At 37.9% G+C, this 18101-nt stretch carries 17 protein-coding genes; 3 read left to right on the forward strand and 14 right to left on the reverse strand.

What is annotated here, in order from left to right:
• Window positions 1-12 precede the first annotated feature (12 nt).
• The gene (gene groL / locus BK574_RS16620) at window positions 13-1650 is read right to left on the reverse strand and encodes a chaperonin GroEL (RefSeq protein ID WP_078429375.1); all 1638 of its coding nucleotides are present in this window, start codon (window positions 1648-1650) and stop codon (window positions 13-15) included.
• 55 nt (window positions 1651-1705) lie between these two features.
• A complete protein-coding gene (gene groES, locus BK574_RS16625; protein ID WP_075388854.1) occupies window positions 1706-1990 on the reverse strand; it encodes a co-chaperone GroES in 285 nt (94 codons plus the stop codon).
• A gap of 383 nt (window positions 1991-2373) precedes the next feature.
• Between groES and BK574_RS16630 the strand changes: the two genes are divergently transcribed.
• Window positions 2374-3090, forward strand: coding sequence for a CPBP family intramembrane glutamic endopeptidase (locus BK574_RS16630; protein WP_075388855.1), 717 nt, complete (start codon window positions 2374-2376; stop codon window positions 3088-3090).
• Complete coding sequence (locus tag BK574_RS16635; RefSeq protein WP_075388856.1) at window positions 3087-3281, forward strand: YdiK family protein; 195 nt, start codon at window positions 3087-3089, stop codon at window positions 3279-3281. The genes BK574_RS16630 and BK574_RS16635 overlap by 4 nt, the downstream gene beginning before the upstream one ends.
• A 237-nt stretch (window positions 3282-3518) precedes the next feature.
• Here the strand turns inward: BK574_RS16635 and BK574_RS16640 are convergent, their stop codons facing one another.
• The 7 genes from BK574_RS16640 to BK574_RS16670 all read right to left on the reverse strand — a co-directional run bounded on the left by BK574_RS16640 (window position 3519) and on the right by BK574_RS16670 (window position 10500).
• The gene (locus BK574_RS16640; RefSeq protein WP_238458039.1) at window positions 3519-4937 is read right to left on the reverse strand and encodes a DHA2 family efflux MFS transporter permease subunit; all 1419 of its coding nucleotides are present in this window, start codon (window positions 4935-4937) and stop codon (window positions 3519-3521) included.
• A gap of 290 nt (window positions 4938-5227) precedes the next feature.
• Window positions 5228-5758, reverse strand: a complete 531-nt coding sequence (locus tag BK574_RS16645; RefSeq protein ID WP_078429376.1) for a DoxX family protein — start codon at window positions 5756-5758, stop codon at window positions 5228-5230.
• A gap of 930 nt (window positions 5759-6688) precedes the next feature.
• Window positions 6689-7477 carry a carbon-nitrogen family hydrolase gene (locus tag BK574_RS16650; RefSeq protein WP_078429377.1) on the reverse strand — a complete coding sequence of 263 codons (789 nt, stop codon included), beginning with the start codon at window positions 7475-7477 and terminating at the stop codon, window positions 6689-6691.
• A 19-nt stretch (window positions 7478-7496) separates the two neighbouring features.
• Window positions 7497-8669 carry a pyridoxal phosphate-dependent aminotransferase gene (locus BK574_RS16655; protein WP_078429378.1) on the reverse strand — a complete coding sequence of 391 codons (1173 nt, stop codon included), beginning with the start codon at window positions 8667-8669 and terminating at the stop codon, window positions 7497-7499.
• Between the two features lie 153 nt (window positions 8670-8822).
• Window positions 8823-9596: a twin-arginine translocase subunit TatC gene (gene tatC / locus BK574_RS16660; RefSeq protein ID WP_078429379.1), complete on the reverse strand. Its 774-nt coding sequence runs from the start codon at window positions 9594-9596 to the stop codon at window positions 8823-8825.
• A 16-nt stretch (window positions 9597-9612) separates the two neighbouring features.
• The gene (locus BK574_RS16665) at window positions 9613-9795 is read right to left on the reverse strand and encodes a twin-arginine translocase TatA/TatE family subunit (protein WP_075388862.1); all 183 of its coding nucleotides are present in this window, start codon (window positions 9793-9795) and stop codon (window positions 9613-9615) included.
• A 69-nt stretch (window positions 9796-9864) separates the two neighbouring features.
• Complete coding sequence (locus BK574_RS16670) at window positions 9865-10500, reverse strand: redox-sensing transcriptional repressor Rex (protein WP_075388863.1); 636 nt, start codon at window positions 10498-10500, stop codon at window positions 9865-9867.
• 253 nt (window positions 10501-10753) lie between these two features.
• On the opposite strand from BK574_RS16670, the gene BK574_RS16675 reads away from it, so the two are divergent.
• The gene (locus tag BK574_RS16675; protein WP_078429380.1) at window positions 10754-12661 is read left to right on the forward strand and encodes an ABC-F family ATP-binding cassette domain-containing protein; all 1908 of its coding nucleotides are present in this window, start codon (window positions 10754-10756) and stop codon (window positions 12659-12661) included.
• 133 nt (window positions 12662-12794) lie between these two features.
• Here BK574_RS16675 and BK574_RS16680 read toward each other — a convergent pair whose 3' ends face one another.
• The 5 genes from BK574_RS16680 to tsaE form a co-directional block, all read right to left on the reverse strand.
• Window positions 12795-14945: a hypothetical protein gene (locus tag BK574_RS16680; RefSeq protein WP_078429381.1), complete on the reverse strand. Its 2151-nt coding sequence runs from the start codon at window positions 14943-14945 to the stop codon at window positions 12795-12797.
• A 529-nt stretch (window positions 14946-15474) separates the two neighbouring features.
• The gene (gene tsaD, locus BK574_RS16685) at window positions 15475-16491 is read right to left on the reverse strand and encodes a tRNA (adenosine(37)-N6)-threonylcarbamoyltransferase complex transferase subunit TsaD (protein ID WP_078429382.1); all 1017 of its coding nucleotides are present in this window, start codon (window positions 16489-16491) and stop codon (window positions 15475-15477) included.
• Window positions 16481-16939, reverse strand: a complete 459-nt coding sequence (gene rimI, locus BK574_RS16690) for a ribosomal protein S18-alanine N-acetyltransferase (protein ID WP_075388867.1) — start codon at window positions 16937-16939, stop codon at window positions 16481-16483. Before rimI ends, tsaD begins: the two co-directional genes overlap by 11 nt.
• On the reverse strand, window positions 16936-17643 hold the full coding sequence (tsaB, locus tag BK574_RS16695) for a tRNA (adenosine(37)-N6)-threonylcarbamoyltransferase complex dimerization subunit type 1 TsaB (protein ID WP_075388868.1): 708 nt from the start codon (window positions 17641-17643) through the stop codon (window positions 16936-16938). The genes rimI and tsaB overlap by 4 nt, the downstream gene beginning before the upstream one ends.
• The gene (gene tsaE / locus BK574_RS16700) at window positions 17644-18096 is read right to left on the reverse strand and encodes a tRNA (adenosine(37)-N6)-threonylcarbamoyltransferase complex ATPase subunit type 1 TsaE (protein WP_078429383.1); all 453 of its coding nucleotides are present in this window, start codon (window positions 18094-18096) and stop codon (window positions 17644-17646) included. It lies immediately after the preceding gene.
• Between the last annotated feature and the right edge of the window lie 5 nt (window positions 18097-18101).

Raw genomic sequence — 18101 nt, forward strand, 5'->3', positions numbered from 1 at the left:
CGGCTTTTCGTATTACATCATGCCGCCCATTCCACCCATGCCACCCATTCCAGCCATGTCTGGCATTCCGCCACCATTCTCATCTGGTTGGTCAGCGATTACAGCTTCAGTTGTTAAGAACATTGCTGATACTGATGCTGCGTTTTGAAGAGCAGAACGTGTAACTTTAGCTGGGTCTACGATACCCGCTTCAACCATATTTACCCACTCACCCGTTGCAGCGTTGAAACCTACTCCAACTGCTTCGCCTTTTAAGCGCTCAACAACAACAGATCCTTCAAGCCCTGCATTGTGTGCAATTTGGCGAACTGGCTCTTCTAAAGCACGAAGTACGATGTTTACACCTGTTTGCTCATCGCCATCCGCTTGAACAGCAGCTACTGCTTTGTAAACGTTCATTAATGCAGTACCACCACCAGCTACGATACCTTCTTCAACCGCAGCACGAGTTGAGTTTAGAGCATCTTCAATACGAAGTTTACGCTCTTTCATTTCAGTTTCGGTAGCAGCACCAACTTTAAGAACAGCTACACCGCCAGCTAATTTAGCTAAACGCTCTTGTAATTTTTCTTTATCAAAATCAGAAGTTGTTTCTTCTACTTGTGCTTTAATTTGGTTTACACGAGCAGCAATTTTATCAGACTCGCCTGCACCTTCCACGATCGTTGTTGTTTCTTTTGTTACAACAACTTTTGCAGCGCGACCAAGTTGAGTAATGTCAGCAGATTTAAGATCTAATCCTAAGTCTTCTGTAATTACTTCACCACCTGTTAAGATTGCGATGTCTTCTAGCATTGCTTTACGACGGTCACCAAAACCAGGAGCTTTTACAGCTACAGCGTTAAATGTACCACGAAGTTTGTTAACAACTAATGTTGCTAGCGCTTCACCTTCAACATCTTCAGCAATAATTAAGATTGGACGACCTTGTTGTACCACTTGCTCAAGTACAGGTAATACTTCTTGGATGCTTGCAATTTTCTTATCAGTGATAAGAACATAAGGGTTTTCTAAAACAGCTTCCATTTTATCAGAGTCTGTTACCATGTATGGCGAAGCATATCCACGGTCAAATTGCATACCTTCTACAACTTCAAGCTCAGTTGTAAATCCTTTTGACTCTTCAATTGTGATAACACCATCGTTACCAACGCGCTCCATTGCTTCTGCAATAATTTTACCAACTTCATCGTCAGCAGAAGAGATTGCCGCTACTTGAGCGATAGACTCTTTACCTTCGATTGGCTTAGAGATGTTTTGTAATTCTTCAACAGCAACACGAGTTGCTTTTTCAATCCCTTTACGGATAACCATTGGGTTTGCACCAGATGTTACGTTCTTTAACCCTTCACGGATCATTGCTTGCGCAAGAACAGTTGCCGTTGTCGTACCATCACCAGCAATGTCGTTCGTTTTGCTAGCAACTTCAGCAACTAACTTTGCACCCATATTTTCAAACGGATCTTCAAGTTCAATTTCTTTAGCAATTGTTACACCATCATTAGTAATTAAAGGAGAACCGAACTTCTTTTCAAGAACAACGTTACGTCCTTTTGGTCCTAATGTTACTTTAACAGCATTTGCTAATGCATCTACACCACGAAGCATAGAGCGACGAGCGTCTTCACTGAATTTAATATCTTTTGCCATCGTTTCAACCTCCTAAAATGATCTTAATATGTTTTATCATGTTTTATCGTTTTGATTAACCAAGAATAGCTAATACGTCACTTTCACGTAAAACTAAATATTCATTACCTTCGTACTTCACTTCAGTACCTGCGTATTTAGAGAAAATTACTTTGTCGCCTTCCTTCACTTCAAGAGCAACACGCTCACCATTTTCAAGTACGCGACCTGTACCTACTGCAACAATTTTACCTTCTTGTGGTTTTTCCTTCGCAGAGTCTGGAAGTACGATACCACTTGCAGTCTTTTCTTCTGTCTCAACTAACTCAATTACAACACGATCACCTAATGGCTTTAACAAGGAAAACAACCTCCTTAAAATATTTTTTTCTCCTCAATTTATGTAAAATTTTAGGGTGAGGAGTTTTTGTTAGCACTCTGTTTGGTTGAGTGCTAATTCCATTATTATAATAATCATTCATATTTTTTTTTGCAAGTACTTTGAATAATTTTTTTTGTAAAATTAATATTACAACTTGTAATATTGAACAAAAGCCTTCACTAGAATAACCAAATGAGTTGTTTTATAAACTACTTACTGAAAGTTTTCTAACACAAAATTGGACTTAAACTTCTTCTTTATTGTTAAGCCCCATTCCTTCTTATTTTGTAAATAAGTATGATAAAATGGAAAATACATTGTTCATGAAAAACACTACGTCTATTCAAAAGGGGAATTATATCGTGTCTAAACGCTATTGGTGGGTATTAATTACATATATCGCCATGCATATGTCTGCTTTTATTGGTGTTCCATTATTGAAACTTATGGATATACCTTTGGAAAGAATTCCAGGGATTTGGAGTACCATTAGTTTTTCAGCTGCATTATTGATTATCGTAATTTTACTCCTACCTGACATACGTAATCGCCATCAAGTTCGTGGCCGTTCTTCTAAATCTGAAGCCGCGATGTGGTCGGTGCTTGGTGTACTCCTTGCATTTGTAGCACAATACATTTCGATTTATATTTCAGTTTTTCTATTAGGAGTAGAACCTGGATCTGAAAATACAGAGCGAATCTCTGAATATGCCCGTATCTTTCCATTGTTTATCATCATTATGGCCGTAATCGGCCCAATTCTTGAGGAGATTATATTTAGGCAAGTTATTTTTGGTTCACTCTATAAAAAATATAACTTTATTATCGCTGCGCTTATCAGCTCATTAATTTTCGCTCTCGTGCACATGGATTTAGACTACATATTAGTTTACACTGCTCTTGCGTTTGTTTTTGCTTATCTCTATGTGAAAACAAAACGAATTCTAGTACCGATTATCGCACATGTTGCTATGAATACCATAGCTGTTTTAGTCCATGTTATCTATGGAGAAAGACTAGATGAATTACAACGACAACTAGAGCAAATACAATCATTTATTGGAGGATTTATAGTATGAGAACGTCTCCTACATTTATGGCGCTCGTCTATGCCTTAATAGGTGTCATGTTCACCTATTTAGCGATTCAAAATGTCCAAGTAGCAGGCTGGAATTTTTGGACATACCTTTTTATCGGTTTATCAGCCGTTGATTTTATGATGGCCTATCGATTTTTTCAAATGAGAAAATCTATAAAAAAGTCTAAATAAACAGGAACATAAGTATTAATTAAACATTTATTTAATACTTATGTTCGTATAAATTAAGAAGGGCTGGTCTAACTTAAGTGCTAGCCTTTCTTTTTATTTCATCAATAAAACAACTTTTGTAATCTATTTCATAAATGGGTCGGTACCATTATCTTACATAAACGCGAACTTATTGCTCTGCTTCTAACAGAAAAGAACACTCGCTTCAAAAAGGAGTGCTCTCTTTCTTGTCTTTAGTTATGAAACATTTTTTTCCTGCGTGGGCATTTCTTTTGCGGTTTTTCCGAGTAAATAACCTAAAGGAACTGTAATCGCAGTTAACACAGCTAAAATAATAAATCCTTCATTAATGGCTTGTAAGTTAGCTGCTTCAACCGACTCTTCAATTCCATATAATTGTGCTTTTCTTACTTCATAATAAATAGAAATGAATACGATCCCTAAGGCTGAACTCATTTGGCGCAATACATTATTCATGGCCGAGCCACGAGAAATGAATTGCTCTGGTATTGCATTCATACCAGCGGTTGTTGCAGGCATACTTGAAAGTCCAAACCCTACTCCCCTAATAGCCATAAGAATGATAATAAATGCAAGGGACGTTTCCATTGTCAAAGAGCCTAATAAAAATGTACAAATTGTTGAAATAATTAGCCCAGTAGTAATAACCCCTGTTCCTCCACGCTGATCTAAAATACGTCCACCTACGGTCATAAAAATTCCCATTAATAAAGCGGTAGGCAAAAATACGAGACCCGTGACAATGGCGTTAAAACCATACACATTTTGTAGTAGTAGCGGGATCAAAAATACACCCCCGAACAAACCGATCGACATCACTCCTGAAACACAAACACTCAGAGAATATGGGGTAATTTTAAATATCGTTAAATCTAGTAATGGATACTTTTGTTTTTTCTCTATCATAATAAATAAAACTAAACAAACAGATCCAATAACGATAAAACTAATATTTAGAGCATTCGTAAGATGTTCAAGACTTGAGGTACGGCCAAGTGCAAGAAGAATTAAACCAACACCGATAGTAACCGTTATAAATCCCCAACGATCAAATGTAATTTTCGAATTCATTTCCGTTTCTTTTAAATATTTCGAAGCAAACCAAATTCCTAATAACCCAAAAGGAACATTACATAAAAATAAGTAATGCCAACTTCCCGTTTCGATAATTATTCCACCAATCGTTGGACCGATGGTAGGGGCCATCATTGCCGCAACACCATATATCCCGGTTGCCATTCCTCTTTCCTGTTTGGGAAAATTAGCAAAAATAAGCGCCATCGATAAAGGCATCATAATGCCCCCACCTACTCCTTGTATACCTCTAAAAATGATGAGAGATGAAAGGTTCCATGAAAAAGTACCAAGAATCGAACCTACTACAAAAATACCTAGTCCGATAATATATAACCGTTTCTTACCCCATTTATCACCGAGGAAACCCGTTAGGGGCATGGTCATCCCCATTGTTACCATGAAAATCGTAATGACCCATCCTGTAGAAACCGCATCTGTATCGAATACAGTCATGAGCTGTGGTACAGCAGGGTTGAGCATACTATTATTTAAGATTAACGTGAACGTCCCAATCAATACAGCAATGACGACCATCCACTTTTCTGATATATTACTCATATGAATACCACCATTTCGTTAGTCGAAATAAATTACTACTACTATAACATGGATCACAGTATTTCAGGTACCTTTTTACTTCCAGTTGAAAGAAAGTCGAAAAAGAGCCAGTCTCACAATGAAACTCCCGCCACTTCTCACCTCCCATTGACGATACACCAAGAAAGCATAAAAAAGAAGCTACTTTCTATGCAGATGCCTACTAGTGCAACTACAACAGAAAGTAACTTCAAACCATTTTATTATTATGAGGGGTAAAGCGAGAGTCAAGACTGATTGTCTTTATTTCGTTATGCAACTTTTATAACTTTTTTCTGACCATCTAACATTTGATCATCTGATTTTTTCATAAAACTTTGTCGTAAATAAGGTAATACCCAACGATCTCCACCGTAACGACCTGCATTTGCACCAGCTGCTAAAATAAACATTGAAATTAACACCAGCCATGGATTAGTGGAAATAGTTCCCGCAAACATAAATGCGAAGTTCATCATTACACCAAAGAATGCTGCAGCACTAGTGAATACACCAAGAATAAGTCCTAAACCTACAAGAAACTCTCCCCATGCTACCATACCACTAAATAGATCCGCATTCGGAATAGCAAACTTCTCTAAAAACGCTACGTAATTCGGATATATAAGACCTTCCCCGTTTACTACAGGGTTAGCTACTGAACCTTGTAAATAACCTCCAGCATTAAAGTCGCCTGTAATTTTTCCCCAACCTAAAGTTAACCAAGTCCAACCTAGATATACACGTAGAAATAAAAGGATACCTGCTGAAATAGAATGATTGCGTAAGAATTGACCAAACATAGTTATTCCTCCTCTAGAACGTTGTTAGTGACATTTAACCTGGTCGCGACAAGTTTTAATGCTTCGTTTGTGAAGTGTTTCACAATTTATATATTAAAGCATACCTCTATATCTGTCTATATATTTGCTCACCATTTCACAAACTGTTCAAAATAGCAGTATGATAGTGATCGCTTATACTGTTTGTGCACTATTAACACTTTATAGTTACCGCTACGCTTCTTCTAACACTGCTTCGGGCACTATGAACCCTCTATAGTTACCGCCACCACTTCTTCTATCCCTCCCACGGGCACTATGAACGCTTTATAGTTACCGTCACCACTTCTTCTATCCCTACCGCGGGCACTATGACCCCTTTATAGTTACCGCCCACGCTTCTTCTATCCCTCCCACGGGCACTATGAACCCTCTATAGTTACCGCCACCACTTCTTCTATCCCTCCCACGGGCACTATGACCCCTTTATAGTTACCGCCCACGCTTCTTCTATCCCTCCCACGGGCACTATGAACGCTTTATAGTTCCCGCCACCGCTCCTTCTATCCCTCCACGGGCACTATGAACCCTCTATAGTTACCATCACCGCTTCTTCTATCCCTCCCGCGGGCACTATAAACCCTTTATAGTTACCGACACCACTTCTTCTAGTCCTCCCGCGGGCACTATGAACGCTTTATAGTTACCACGACCGCTTCTTCTATTCCTCCCACGGGCACTATGAACTCCCTGTACTTACCGCCCTCACTTCTTCTTCCCCTGACATCAGCTAACATAAAGCACTTTAACATTAATCTGAATTAACTACGGCCAAAGCAAAACTACTTAAATAAGTACGACGGCTACTATTACTCCAAGTAGCGCTCGAATGCTCATAAAAAGAAGGAGTACAAGGTCTAAAAACTAGACTTTGTGCTCCCTCTTCATTATTCAGTATAAGTTTGGCACTCTACTTTTAAAAACTGGAACATTTTTACGGACTTCTTTTACATTTTCTAATGGCAAGGTTGCCCTAATGGTTTCTTCTTTTGCTTGTGTACCCTGGGCAATAATATCTCCCCATGGGTTAATCACATATGATCTCCCACAAAATTCTACTCCATCGTAAGTCCCCACTCGATTGGACGATATAATATACATTTGGTTTTCAATTGCCCTGGCTTGCTGCAATATTGTCCAATGGGTTTGCCTTGCTTCAGGCCACTCCGCCAAAATGAACAGCACTTCGGCACCGTCTAAGGCTAACGAGCGAGCAAGTTCTGGAAAACGAAGATCATAACATATGATCACACCTACTTTCACTCCGTCTAATTCAAAAATTTGAGCCTTTTGTTCGCCTCCAGCTAAATATAGATGTTCATCAAGCATCGGAACGAGGTGTACTTTATCATACTGGTGAACTTGTTGCCCAGATCGATTAAAGATTAGCGCTCGATTATATATTTTATCCTTTACCTTTGTCGCAACAGAACCACCGACAACGTTGATGTTGTTCATACTCGCCATTTCACTTAAAAATTGGGCAGTTTCATTCCGCTCACCCTCACAGACTTCATCTAACGTCGGTAACGTATAAGCTGTCGTCCACATTTCAGGAAGAACAATGACATCTGGTATTTCTTCACTTTGCATTAGCTGGCCAACCCACTGTCTCACTTTTTTACGATTTTCTTCTGGTTGACCTGGTACAATATCCATTTGATAGATTGCAACTTTCATTGGAGGACCTCCTCTCATTTTAAAAAAGTTCAAGTTTTCGAATACGCTCGACTGCTTCTTTTAATCGGTCTTCCTCTTCTAAGAGGCCTACACGAACGTACCCTTCTCCGCTTTCACCGAAACCTCGGCCAGGAGCTACCGCAATATGTGCTTTATAAAGTAGGATATCAGCAAATTCTTCAGAGCTCATTCCCTCTGGACACGGCAGCCACGCAAAGAAAGACCCATTCGGTGCTTTTACATCCCAGCCAATCGATTGTAAACCTTCAATAAGAACATTGCGGCGGCCTTCATATTTTTTTACCAATTCGTCCACACAAGTTTGTGGACTTAGAAGTGCAGTAGCTGCGGCCTTCTGGATCGCTCCAAACAAACTTACATACATATGATCTTGATATAAATTAAGCATTTCAATAACAGAGGCATTACCAACAGCGAAAGCAACACGCCAACCTGCCATATTATATGTCTTTGATAACGTATAAATTTCAATTCCAACCTCTTTTGCCCCTTCTGATTGGAGAAAGCTTACTGGTTTTTGACCATCAAATCCTATACCACCATATGCAAAGTCATGAACTACACATAAATCATGCTGCCTAGCAAATGTAACCGTTTCATCATAAAATGCCTTCGACGCTGTTGCCCCTGTTGGGTTATTCGGATAATTCAGAAACATAAGTTTAGCCTTTTTTTTAGCGTCTTCACTGATCACTTGATAATCGGGTAGAAAGTTATTGTTCTCTTGCAATGGCATCATTTCCATTTGGCCTCCAGCCAATGCTACTCCTGACCAATAATCTGGATACCCAGGATCTGGAACAAGCGTAACGTCACCAGGATTTAACATGCATTGACTAATTTCAACAAGTCCACCTTTTCCGCCAAACAGAACACAAACTTCTTTCTCTGGATCAATATCCACGCCATATTCTCTTTGATAAAACTCCGCAACCGCTTCTTTTAAAAAGCGATACCCTCGAAATGGTGGATATTTATGGTATTTAGGAAGATCGGCCGCTTCCTTCAAACTTTTTACAATATGATCAGGTGTTGGCTGATCTGGATTTCCTTGTCCTAAATTAATAATGTCTGCACCTTCTTTTACAAGTGCCCCTACTTTAGCGACGAGGCTCGCAAAATATTGCTTTGGAAGTCCCTTCATTGTCTGGTTCATCTGAAACTGTTTCATTATTTCAACCCCTACAATTCATCACTTTAATACAGTAAATCCATCGTATGATGTGTGATGGTTTTTGTCAATGGTCCACCTCTTCAAAGCTATAAGTACGGGTTTCAATGGTGCCAGGCAACCCAAAAAAAGACTGCATTCAGTGAATGCAGTCTAGCCATGATTTTCATTATCCGCCTGTTCTTGTTCTTTTAAACGTTGCTCTTCGAGGCGTTGTGCTTTACGATACGATATTCTTGAGATGACTATACTAATCTCATATAACAAGAATAATGGTAAAGTAACCATTAAATGGGAAATCAATTCAGGCGGTGTGATTAATCCCGCGATCACGAGAAGGATAAAGTAAGCTAACTTTCTAAATTTTGCAAGAAAGACTGGCGTTACGATTCCTAGCCGTGTTAAGAACATAATAACGACTGGCATTTGGAACAGGATCCCAAACGGAATGGTTAATTGAAAGAGAAAGGTAAAATACTCATTTATTCCATACATTTCATTTATTCCTAATTGTCCTGCTAACGCACCGACAAACTGAATGACGAACGGAAACAAAATGAAATAAGAAAATGAAATTCCCATCAGAAATAATATAAATGCAATTGGAATATAAGCTAACGTCACTCTTCTCTCAACTTCATGTAAACCAGGGCTAATAAATGCCCAAAGCTGATATAAAATGACTGGGAAAACAAGTAAAAATGCACTAAAAAATGCAAATGTCATATATACCTTGAGTGGGTCAATCGGCTTAAAGGCATTCATTGGAATATCTTGAGCAGTCGGTGCACTTTGAAGAAAGGTAATGATCGGCTTGGCTATAAATAATCCAATCACAAAGGCGATAATAAAAAAGACGAACACGATAATTAACCGTCTACGCAACTCGCCTATATGATCATACACAGACATGTCTTTCTGTTCCATGAATTACCCATCCTAACTATTTTTGTTTCTCATTTTTCTTGTTGTTATCGTCGTCTTCATCTGCTAATCCTTTAGTAGCATTCTTGAATTCACGTAATGTATTTCCTGCTGCTTTTCCTAATTCAGGCAACTTTTTCGGTCCGAAGATCAATAGGGCAACTAATGCTATTAAAATTAAACTACCTGGTCCTAATGGCATAACAAACACCTCCTTAAATTTAACTTTCTATATACTCTAACGAAATATCACTTATAGGCTTATCCTCTATTATAACGGATAATGCTTTAAAAAATAAATAAGTGCTTGAAGTTCTACTGATAGATCAATATGGTGAACCCTAACATTGTCTGGAACTGTTAATCTTGCTGGCGTAAAATTAAGAATGCCATTAATTCCTACAGAAACGAGTCGGTCAGCAATTTTTTGAGCAGAATGAGCGGGAACTGTTAATATAGCGACCGTCACGTCTGGATCTAATTGTTCTTCAAGCTGAGCTAAATTGTATATTCTAACCCCACCGATTTCTTGCCCAACCTTATCTTCGTCAACGTCGAAAGCCATCTCAATTTTTGTATTATTATTTTTAGCAAAATTGTAATTTAAAAACGCAGTACCAAGATTCCCGACCCCAATAAGGATGACCTTCGTTAACTCATCTTGATCTAACGTTTTCCGAAAAAAAGATAGCAAATAATTAACATTATATCCATACCCTTTTTTACCTAAAGCACCAAAGTAAGAAAAATCACGGCGAATCGTCGCCGAGTCTACTTTCACCGCTTCACTTAACTCTGACGATGATACTCTTTGCTTTCCCGAAGAATTAAGATTCTCTAAATACCGATAATATAAGGGCAATCGTTTCGCTGTTGCTTGTGGAATTTTGGGTTGTTCGAATTTCATAGATCGCCTCCAAGGTTTACACCATTTCAGGTTATTACAAATCATATTGTACACTATTTTTCTCTTCATGTAATTGTTTTCAGTCAGTGTTCATGAAGTTGTTGAATACCGTCTGATAAGGTAAACTTGATTTAATAGCACATAGGGAAATTTTATTCCGTTTAACGTAACAAATCAACAAATTCATTTCAACAGCGAGTTCTCCTCCTGAACTTTTTGAACAACCTTTTTATAGGTAGGAAGGATTTTATTTATGATCTTATTACAGTGTGTAAATTTAACCAAATCATTCGGCGTAGAGCCCATCTTGACAAATATAAAATTTGAAATACAGTCAAAACAACGAATTGCTCTTGTTGGTCGAAATGGGGCTGGGAAATCAACACTATTAAAAATTATTGCTGGTCAGACATCATTCGACTCAGGTGATTTGATTATTCCTAAAGATGTCAAACTCGGTTATCTTGCTCAAGATACAGGATTGGAGTCTGAACTGTTCATTTGGGATGAAATGTTAACGGTTTTTGCTGAACTTCAAAAAAAAGAACGGGCTCTTAGACGGCTCGAAGAACAAATGGCTGATCCAAGTCATGAACATTACGATAAAATCTTGCAAGAATACGATCAACTTCAAGTAACGTTTAAAGATGAAGGTGGCTATCAATACGAGGCCGATATCCGTTCCGTACTAGCTGGTTTGAACTTCGCAAACTTTGACTATGCTACGAAAATTTCTACACTCAGTGGTGGCCAAAAAACGCGTCTAGCTCTCGGAAAACTACTATTAACCAAGCCAGATTTACTTATTCTTGATGAGCCAACGAACCATCTTGATATTGAAACACTATCTTGGCTGGAACAATATTTAACAAATTACCCTGGAGCGGTTCTCATTGTCTCACATGATCGGTATTTCTTAGATAAAGTTGTCGATCACGTTTATGAATTATCAAGAACAAAAGCGACAAAGTTTAAAGGGAATTATAGTGACTACCTTGAAGAAAAAGCTCAGCGCTACGAACAAGAATTAAAACAATTTGAAAAGCAACAAGAAGAGATCGCGAAACTAGAAGACTTTGTTCGTCGTAATATCGCTAGAGCTTCTACGACCAAAAGAGCTCAAAGTCGTAGAAAATCACTAGAAAAAATGGAACGCCTAGGTAGACCTCAAGGAAATGAAAAAACAGCAAATTTCTTGTTCGGAATTGATAAACAAACAGGCAATGAAGTCTTAAAGGTACAAGCTCTTTCTGGTGGTTATAAAGATGTCCCATTATTTAAAGACATTAATTTCCAACTTAATCGTGGTGAAAGTGTAGCATTAATTGGTCCCAACGGAATTGGTAAATCAACTTTACTGAAAATCATTACTAAAGAATTGCAACCAATAACAGGAACCGTCTCCTATGGAAGTAACGTTGCTATAGGTTATTATGATCAAGAACAAGCAAAATTAACATCGAACAAACAAGTAATACACGAACTTTGGGATGAATTCCCGCTTATGCAAGAAAAAGAAATCCGAACAGTCTTAGGAAATTTCCTCTTTAGTGGTGATGATGTCTTAAAAATTGTTTCTGATTTAAGTGGAGGAGAAAAAGCGCGACTCGCCTTAGCAAAACTAATGTTAAAAAAAGCAAATTTCCTCATTCTCGATGAGCCGACCAATCACCTTGACCTAGACAGTAAGGAAGTTTTAGAGTCGGCGTTAATCGATTATCCTGGAACGATATTATTTGTTTCGCATGACAGATATTTCTTAAACCGAATGGCCACACGAATTATTGAACTAACACAACAACAGATCACTAATTATCTTGGAGATTATGACTATTACTTGCATAAAAAAGAAGAAGCTCGCCAATTACATGAATTGGCTGCATCTGAGCCATCAAATAGTGATGAACCAAAAAAGGATAAACAAAATTTCCAAATGGATAAAGAAGCAAAACGAAAAGAGAGACAACGACAGCGTCGTATTGAAGAAATTGAAACGACGGTCGACCAAATGGAAGCAGAAGTTGCTGAATGGGAAGAAGCCTTATGTAATCCAGATATTTATGAAGACCATGAAAAAGCTGCCACTCTTCAACAACAAATAGATACTCACAAAGAAAAGATAGAACAACTCTTAACCGAATGGGAGCAAATTCAAGAATAAATTGAAACTTCCACCAGTTAGGGTTTTCCTCTTCCCCCACCTAAGTTAGTTGTGGGGTTTTTCTATTAATTAAACGTTTATTTAATTAAGATAGGATAGTCAGTTAAGTTACAAGATGATAAAAGGAAGAAGCTTATGTAGCTTCTCCCTCTTTTTCTTCTAGTAACCAAAAATAACTGGTAGCCACAATCAAAAACATGGACGTTGCCGCTGCTACAACACCAGAGTCATTTAATAATAATAACGCAACGGATGTAACAAGCATTGTTTGCAATATGTCTTTTTCACGCTCATTTTTAATCCATTTTTTTTGTCTCCACAACATAATTCCCATTAAGATATAAGATGTGACAAACAGCTGAGTCCAATTGGAAAACTTAAATATCTTCCAATTCATTTGCAATTTTCTTGTGATTACGTCCAACATATAAGTTAGGTCGCCATTTAAAATCCTTTCAAAAGCATAGCCAATATGTGTCGGTTTTCCACTTAGCTGTAACAAATATAAAAGCATAAGTGAAAGAAGTGGAATCCCAATAAGAAGAATCGGTAACCACAACTTCCACTTTTTCATAATAAAACTATGCTTTACAGCAATAAATCCCCACGCAATAGCAGCTGATAACGTTGCTCCAGCGTTAGTACCTAGATGGCTGGCTCCCAACATATAAATTAAAAAAATAAAAAGAATGGTGACTACTAAGAAAAAGGTTTTCTTTGATGCCTTCCAAAAAGGAATTAATAATAGTAATCCCGAGATCATATAGACTCCCGCATATTCATTACCAATCCCGTAATACCTAGCTCCTATAATCGGATCATAACCTAAATAGGATCTTTGCATTAAAGGAGAACCCATCCACAAATCTAATGTGATTACTAGAAACTGTACTGTACCTAAAAGAACGAGCGGATATTTCGTAAACTTTAGAAGAAGCCATCCTAATAATATCGATAACAACGTTAATAACCAAAAGTAGTAACCACTATGAACATAAAGAAGCACTTTGGATAAAAAAAGATACCATATCGGTGAACTCACAGCTGCTAATAATAATACTTTTCCAATACTTAACCAGCGAGGATTTGTTCTTCTCCTCCACAACAAGATACCTACGCCAATGAGCATTAAAACTAATAACGTAATATAACTTGATAGGACGACGCTTCGAGTACTATAAATTTTAAATATCCAATTGATATTATTAATTATTTCATCATGTAAATCATCCGAACGCTCTATACGTTTTAGAGACGTTCCAGGTAAACTAGCTGGTATTTGAATGTCGTAAATCGAAAGAATCGTTGGTACGATATCGACATTGCTAATAACATGGCGTTGTTTAGTCGTTTGTGAATATAACTCTAATGAATTGAAGTGAGCAGCGTCCCAATAAAAAAAAGGACTTAGTTGTTTTTTTAATTTGTATGCTTCTGTATGCATCATCGGAGATACCAACATCACATGGCGATTTTCGTTATCCACAATCAATTGAATAAATTGTTCGAGTGAACGAAGTACATCCTCATAGTTATTCACAAAATGATCAGTAGTCATCTTGTTCTTTTCTGCATATAACCGATAAAAATCACCCCACTCGACTACAATAAATGACTGCTCACTGTTTTTTTCGATCGTTTCGATCTCCTCAAGTAAGCTGTTAGTATTCATTTTTAACCCATATGGGGCCTCTGGATCTACTTGTACCATTTCAGATAACTTCCCAGGCACTTCACCCTTCCGATCTACAGCAAACAATGATCCATAACGAACTCTTTCCTCAATATTTAAGTCACTTGTTCCAAGAACGTAACGATGTACCCCTTCTTGTTTTAGTGTTTCTCCCAAGATCCCAATTGGAGCCCGAAACGTTGTCTCATTGTTTTTCTCGACTAACTTATGGAAATACGGGTGAAGCAAACTATCTTGTGGATAGTTTCCTGTCCATTGTAAAAGGAGATCTTCTACCTTTCTTCCATCTATATGTTCTCCTCGTTCAAAACCATTCCAATTATCCACACCTACTCCACGTACACCCGTACTTAATGAGACCGTATTGTTCAAGTATGAATAACTCCCATCTGGTCGAACATTTAAGGCAGCCAAACCAGCATTTTTCCATAACTCCTCATCCCCATGCTCTACTAACCAATCTACTTCTTCAAAAGAAAAATCAGGGACAACGATGAGAACTAGTGACTGTTGTTGTTCATAACTTTTCGCATTAGTTGTGAATACAAAGAAGATTAACAAGCTAATAACAATTATCCAACTCTTTTTCACACACTCTCTCCTCACCTTTTGAACAAATTTTCTGACATATCCACACTACCCACAACGTTATACACAGGTAAACTACTGATTTTTCCTATTTTATGAAAGTTATCCCCATTATCCACATGTTTATCCACATAATTTTATAAACACTAAATATCCCTGTAAAATAAGTTATTCACTAACTTATCCACTTTATACACATTATTGTGGATAAGTGTTTTCCACAAACTAAACCACTTAACTTAAATAACATTTGCTCGTTCAAGCTGACTAAAACCAAAGGTAATTTTTTTAGCCCCTCTAAAAATGATTTCTTCTTAAGTAAAATAAAAAATCCCTTCTTTCAGCATAGACTGAAGAGATGGGATTTAAACTTCTATCATTTAGCCAAAGGACACCCTACAAAAACCATGCAAGTCTGGGTTAGAAACGGTCATCGGGTGCATAATTACTTTACTGAAATGTGCCAATAAAAAGAATGGAGGAAAATTCAAGTAGGTAAAAGGAACAGTCATTAATGCTGTAGCGGAAGTATTCATTCCTCGGTTTCTAGTTCAAGCCCTGGATTTCCATTCAATGCCCAACTTGAAAACTTACCTTTTTTCAACATTAAACTAGCAGCGGCACCAATCATCGCCGCATTATCTGTACATAGTGAAAGAGGCGGAATAACTAAATCAATTTCAGAATGGCCAAATTCACCCTCTAAGCGTTCGCGAAGCCCACGGTTAGCAGCAACTCCACCAGCTAATAATAGTTGTTTAACTTCGTATTCTTCTGTTGCCCTTTTTGTTTTTGTGACTAATACGTCAATAACACTCTCTTGGAAACTTGCTGCTAAATTAGCAGGTTCAATCGTTTCTCCTCTTTGTTTTGCATTATGAAGTGTATTTATGACAGCTGACTTTAAACCACTAAAACTAAACTCATATGAATGAGGCTCTAACCAAGCTCGCGGTAAATCAATTGTTGCTTCACCAGCATGAGCAAGCTTGTCAATATGAGGGCCTCCTGGATAAGGCAAGTTTAACGTTCGGGCTACCTTATCATACGCTTCTCCTACCGCATCATCTCTCGTTTCACCAATGACCTTAAAAGAGCCGTGCTCTTTCATATAAATGAGTTCTGTATGTCCTCCAGATACAACTAATGCTAGTAATGGAAATTCCATTTCTTTTACTAATCGGTTTGCATAAATATGACCTGCGATATGATGAACGCCGATCAAAGGTAGATCGTGGGCAAACGCAAGTGCTTTTGCTGCATTTACGCCCATTAGTAAAGCACCAACAAGCCCAGGGCCTTCTGTCACCGCTATAGCATCTAACTGTGAAAAAGTTACACCAGCTTCTTCCATTGCAGCTTCAAATATATATGTCATCTTTTCAACGTGGTGGCGAGACGCTATTTCTGGTACAACCCCACCAAACCGCTTGTGACTTTCAATTTGCGACGAAACGACATTTGAAAGTATCTCCACTCCATTTTTAATTACAGCTGCTGACGTTTCATCACAGCTCGTCTCAATTGCTAATATTAATTCATCCTTCATTTTTCAACACCGCCCACATGACTAATGCATCCTCTAAATTGTCAGTATAATAGTTCTTTCTAATCCCACCTGACATAAACCCTAACTTTTCATATAATCCTTTTGCCGCTTGATTTGATACTCGAACTTCTAGTGTCATTTTTATTGCTCCATACATTTTCGCCAGTTCCATTACATATAAAAGTAACGTTTCTCCGTACTTGTTCCCCCGATATTGAGAAAGAATAGCAATATTTGTAATATGTGCTTCGTCCATTACCAGCCAGACGCCACAATAACCGATAATTACTCCTTCCAATTCCATAACGACATAATGAGCAAACTGATTACTCGATAGTTCATTATAAAAGGCGGTTCGACTCCAAGGTACCGTGAAAGCATCCTTTTCAACAATGAGAACCTGTTCGAGGTCATTCACTGTCATAAACCGTATGATAGGCTCTGTCATTTTATCTCACCTTTATTTTGAGCCTCTAACCATTTCACCTCAGCTTCAGCTAGTTGTAAATATTGGGGAACCATTTCATGAGTATTGGGCTGGGGCTCTTTAGTTAATCCGAGTAGCGCTAATTCTGATGGTCTAGGGTTTTGCATTGAAACATAAGGAAACACCGCGCGGTTTCCGAGTGCTGCTTTAATAGCTTCTTCGTGTAACGCTAGGTCGTTACTTAAAAACAAAATGCGTTCTTGTAAATTTTTTAGTGTTTCGAGCCAGTCCTTAAGAAGAACAAGCCGATCTTCTTCTTGGACCTGAACATCTTGATGAACTGCTTTATATAAACCTGTATAAACTTGACCACGACGAGCATCAAAAAAGGGACAAATATATCCATTAAAAAATCGACCGTTTTGCGCTAGTACTTCAAGGCTAGATACTCCTACAATCGGTATATTTAATGTCCACGCTAATGTTTTAGCCGTTGTAACACCAATTCGAACTCCAGTATACGACCCTGGTCCGTGAGCAACAATGACTCGTTGAAGATCGCTTGGTTTAAAGCCAACTTCGTTCATTAATTGAGATATGGCAGGCATCAGACGGACCGAGTGATTTTTCTTTAAATTAGTGATCATTTCACCAACCACTTTTTCGCCATCTACGATGGCGACACCCATCACTAAGTTTGTTGTATCTATCGCAATTGCTTTCATTTATAATAACTCCTTACACAGTGAAATAAACCGCTCACCTTTAGGACGCAATTCAAATGTTCTTTTATCGTTTCCATTATGATAAATATAAATATCAAGGCGTTCCTCTGGTAACATCTCCTCAATTCTACTCGCCCATTCAACGACTGTTACACCTTCACCTTCAAAATATTCATCAAAACCGAGATCTTCTTCACTATCTTCTAGACGATAAACATCCATATGGTACAACGGTATACTTCCTTTATATTCTTTAATTATCGTAAACGTAGGGCTATTAATAACACGTTGGACGCCTAAACCTTTACCGATTCCTTTTGTAAAACTTGTTTTTCCAGCCCCTAAATCTCCTTCTAACGTAATGACATCACCAGCCATTAACTGTTGCGCTAACTGTTCTCCAAATTTATATGTATCATCAGGAGATTGACTTATAAATGTATATTTCTCCATAAATT

Source organism: Alkalihalobacterium alkalinitrilicum (assembly GCF_002019605.1).
Classification (GTDB): domain Bacteria; phylum Bacillota; class Bacilli; order Bacillales; family Bacillaceae_F; genus Alkalihalobacterium; species Alkalihalobacterium alkalinitrilicum.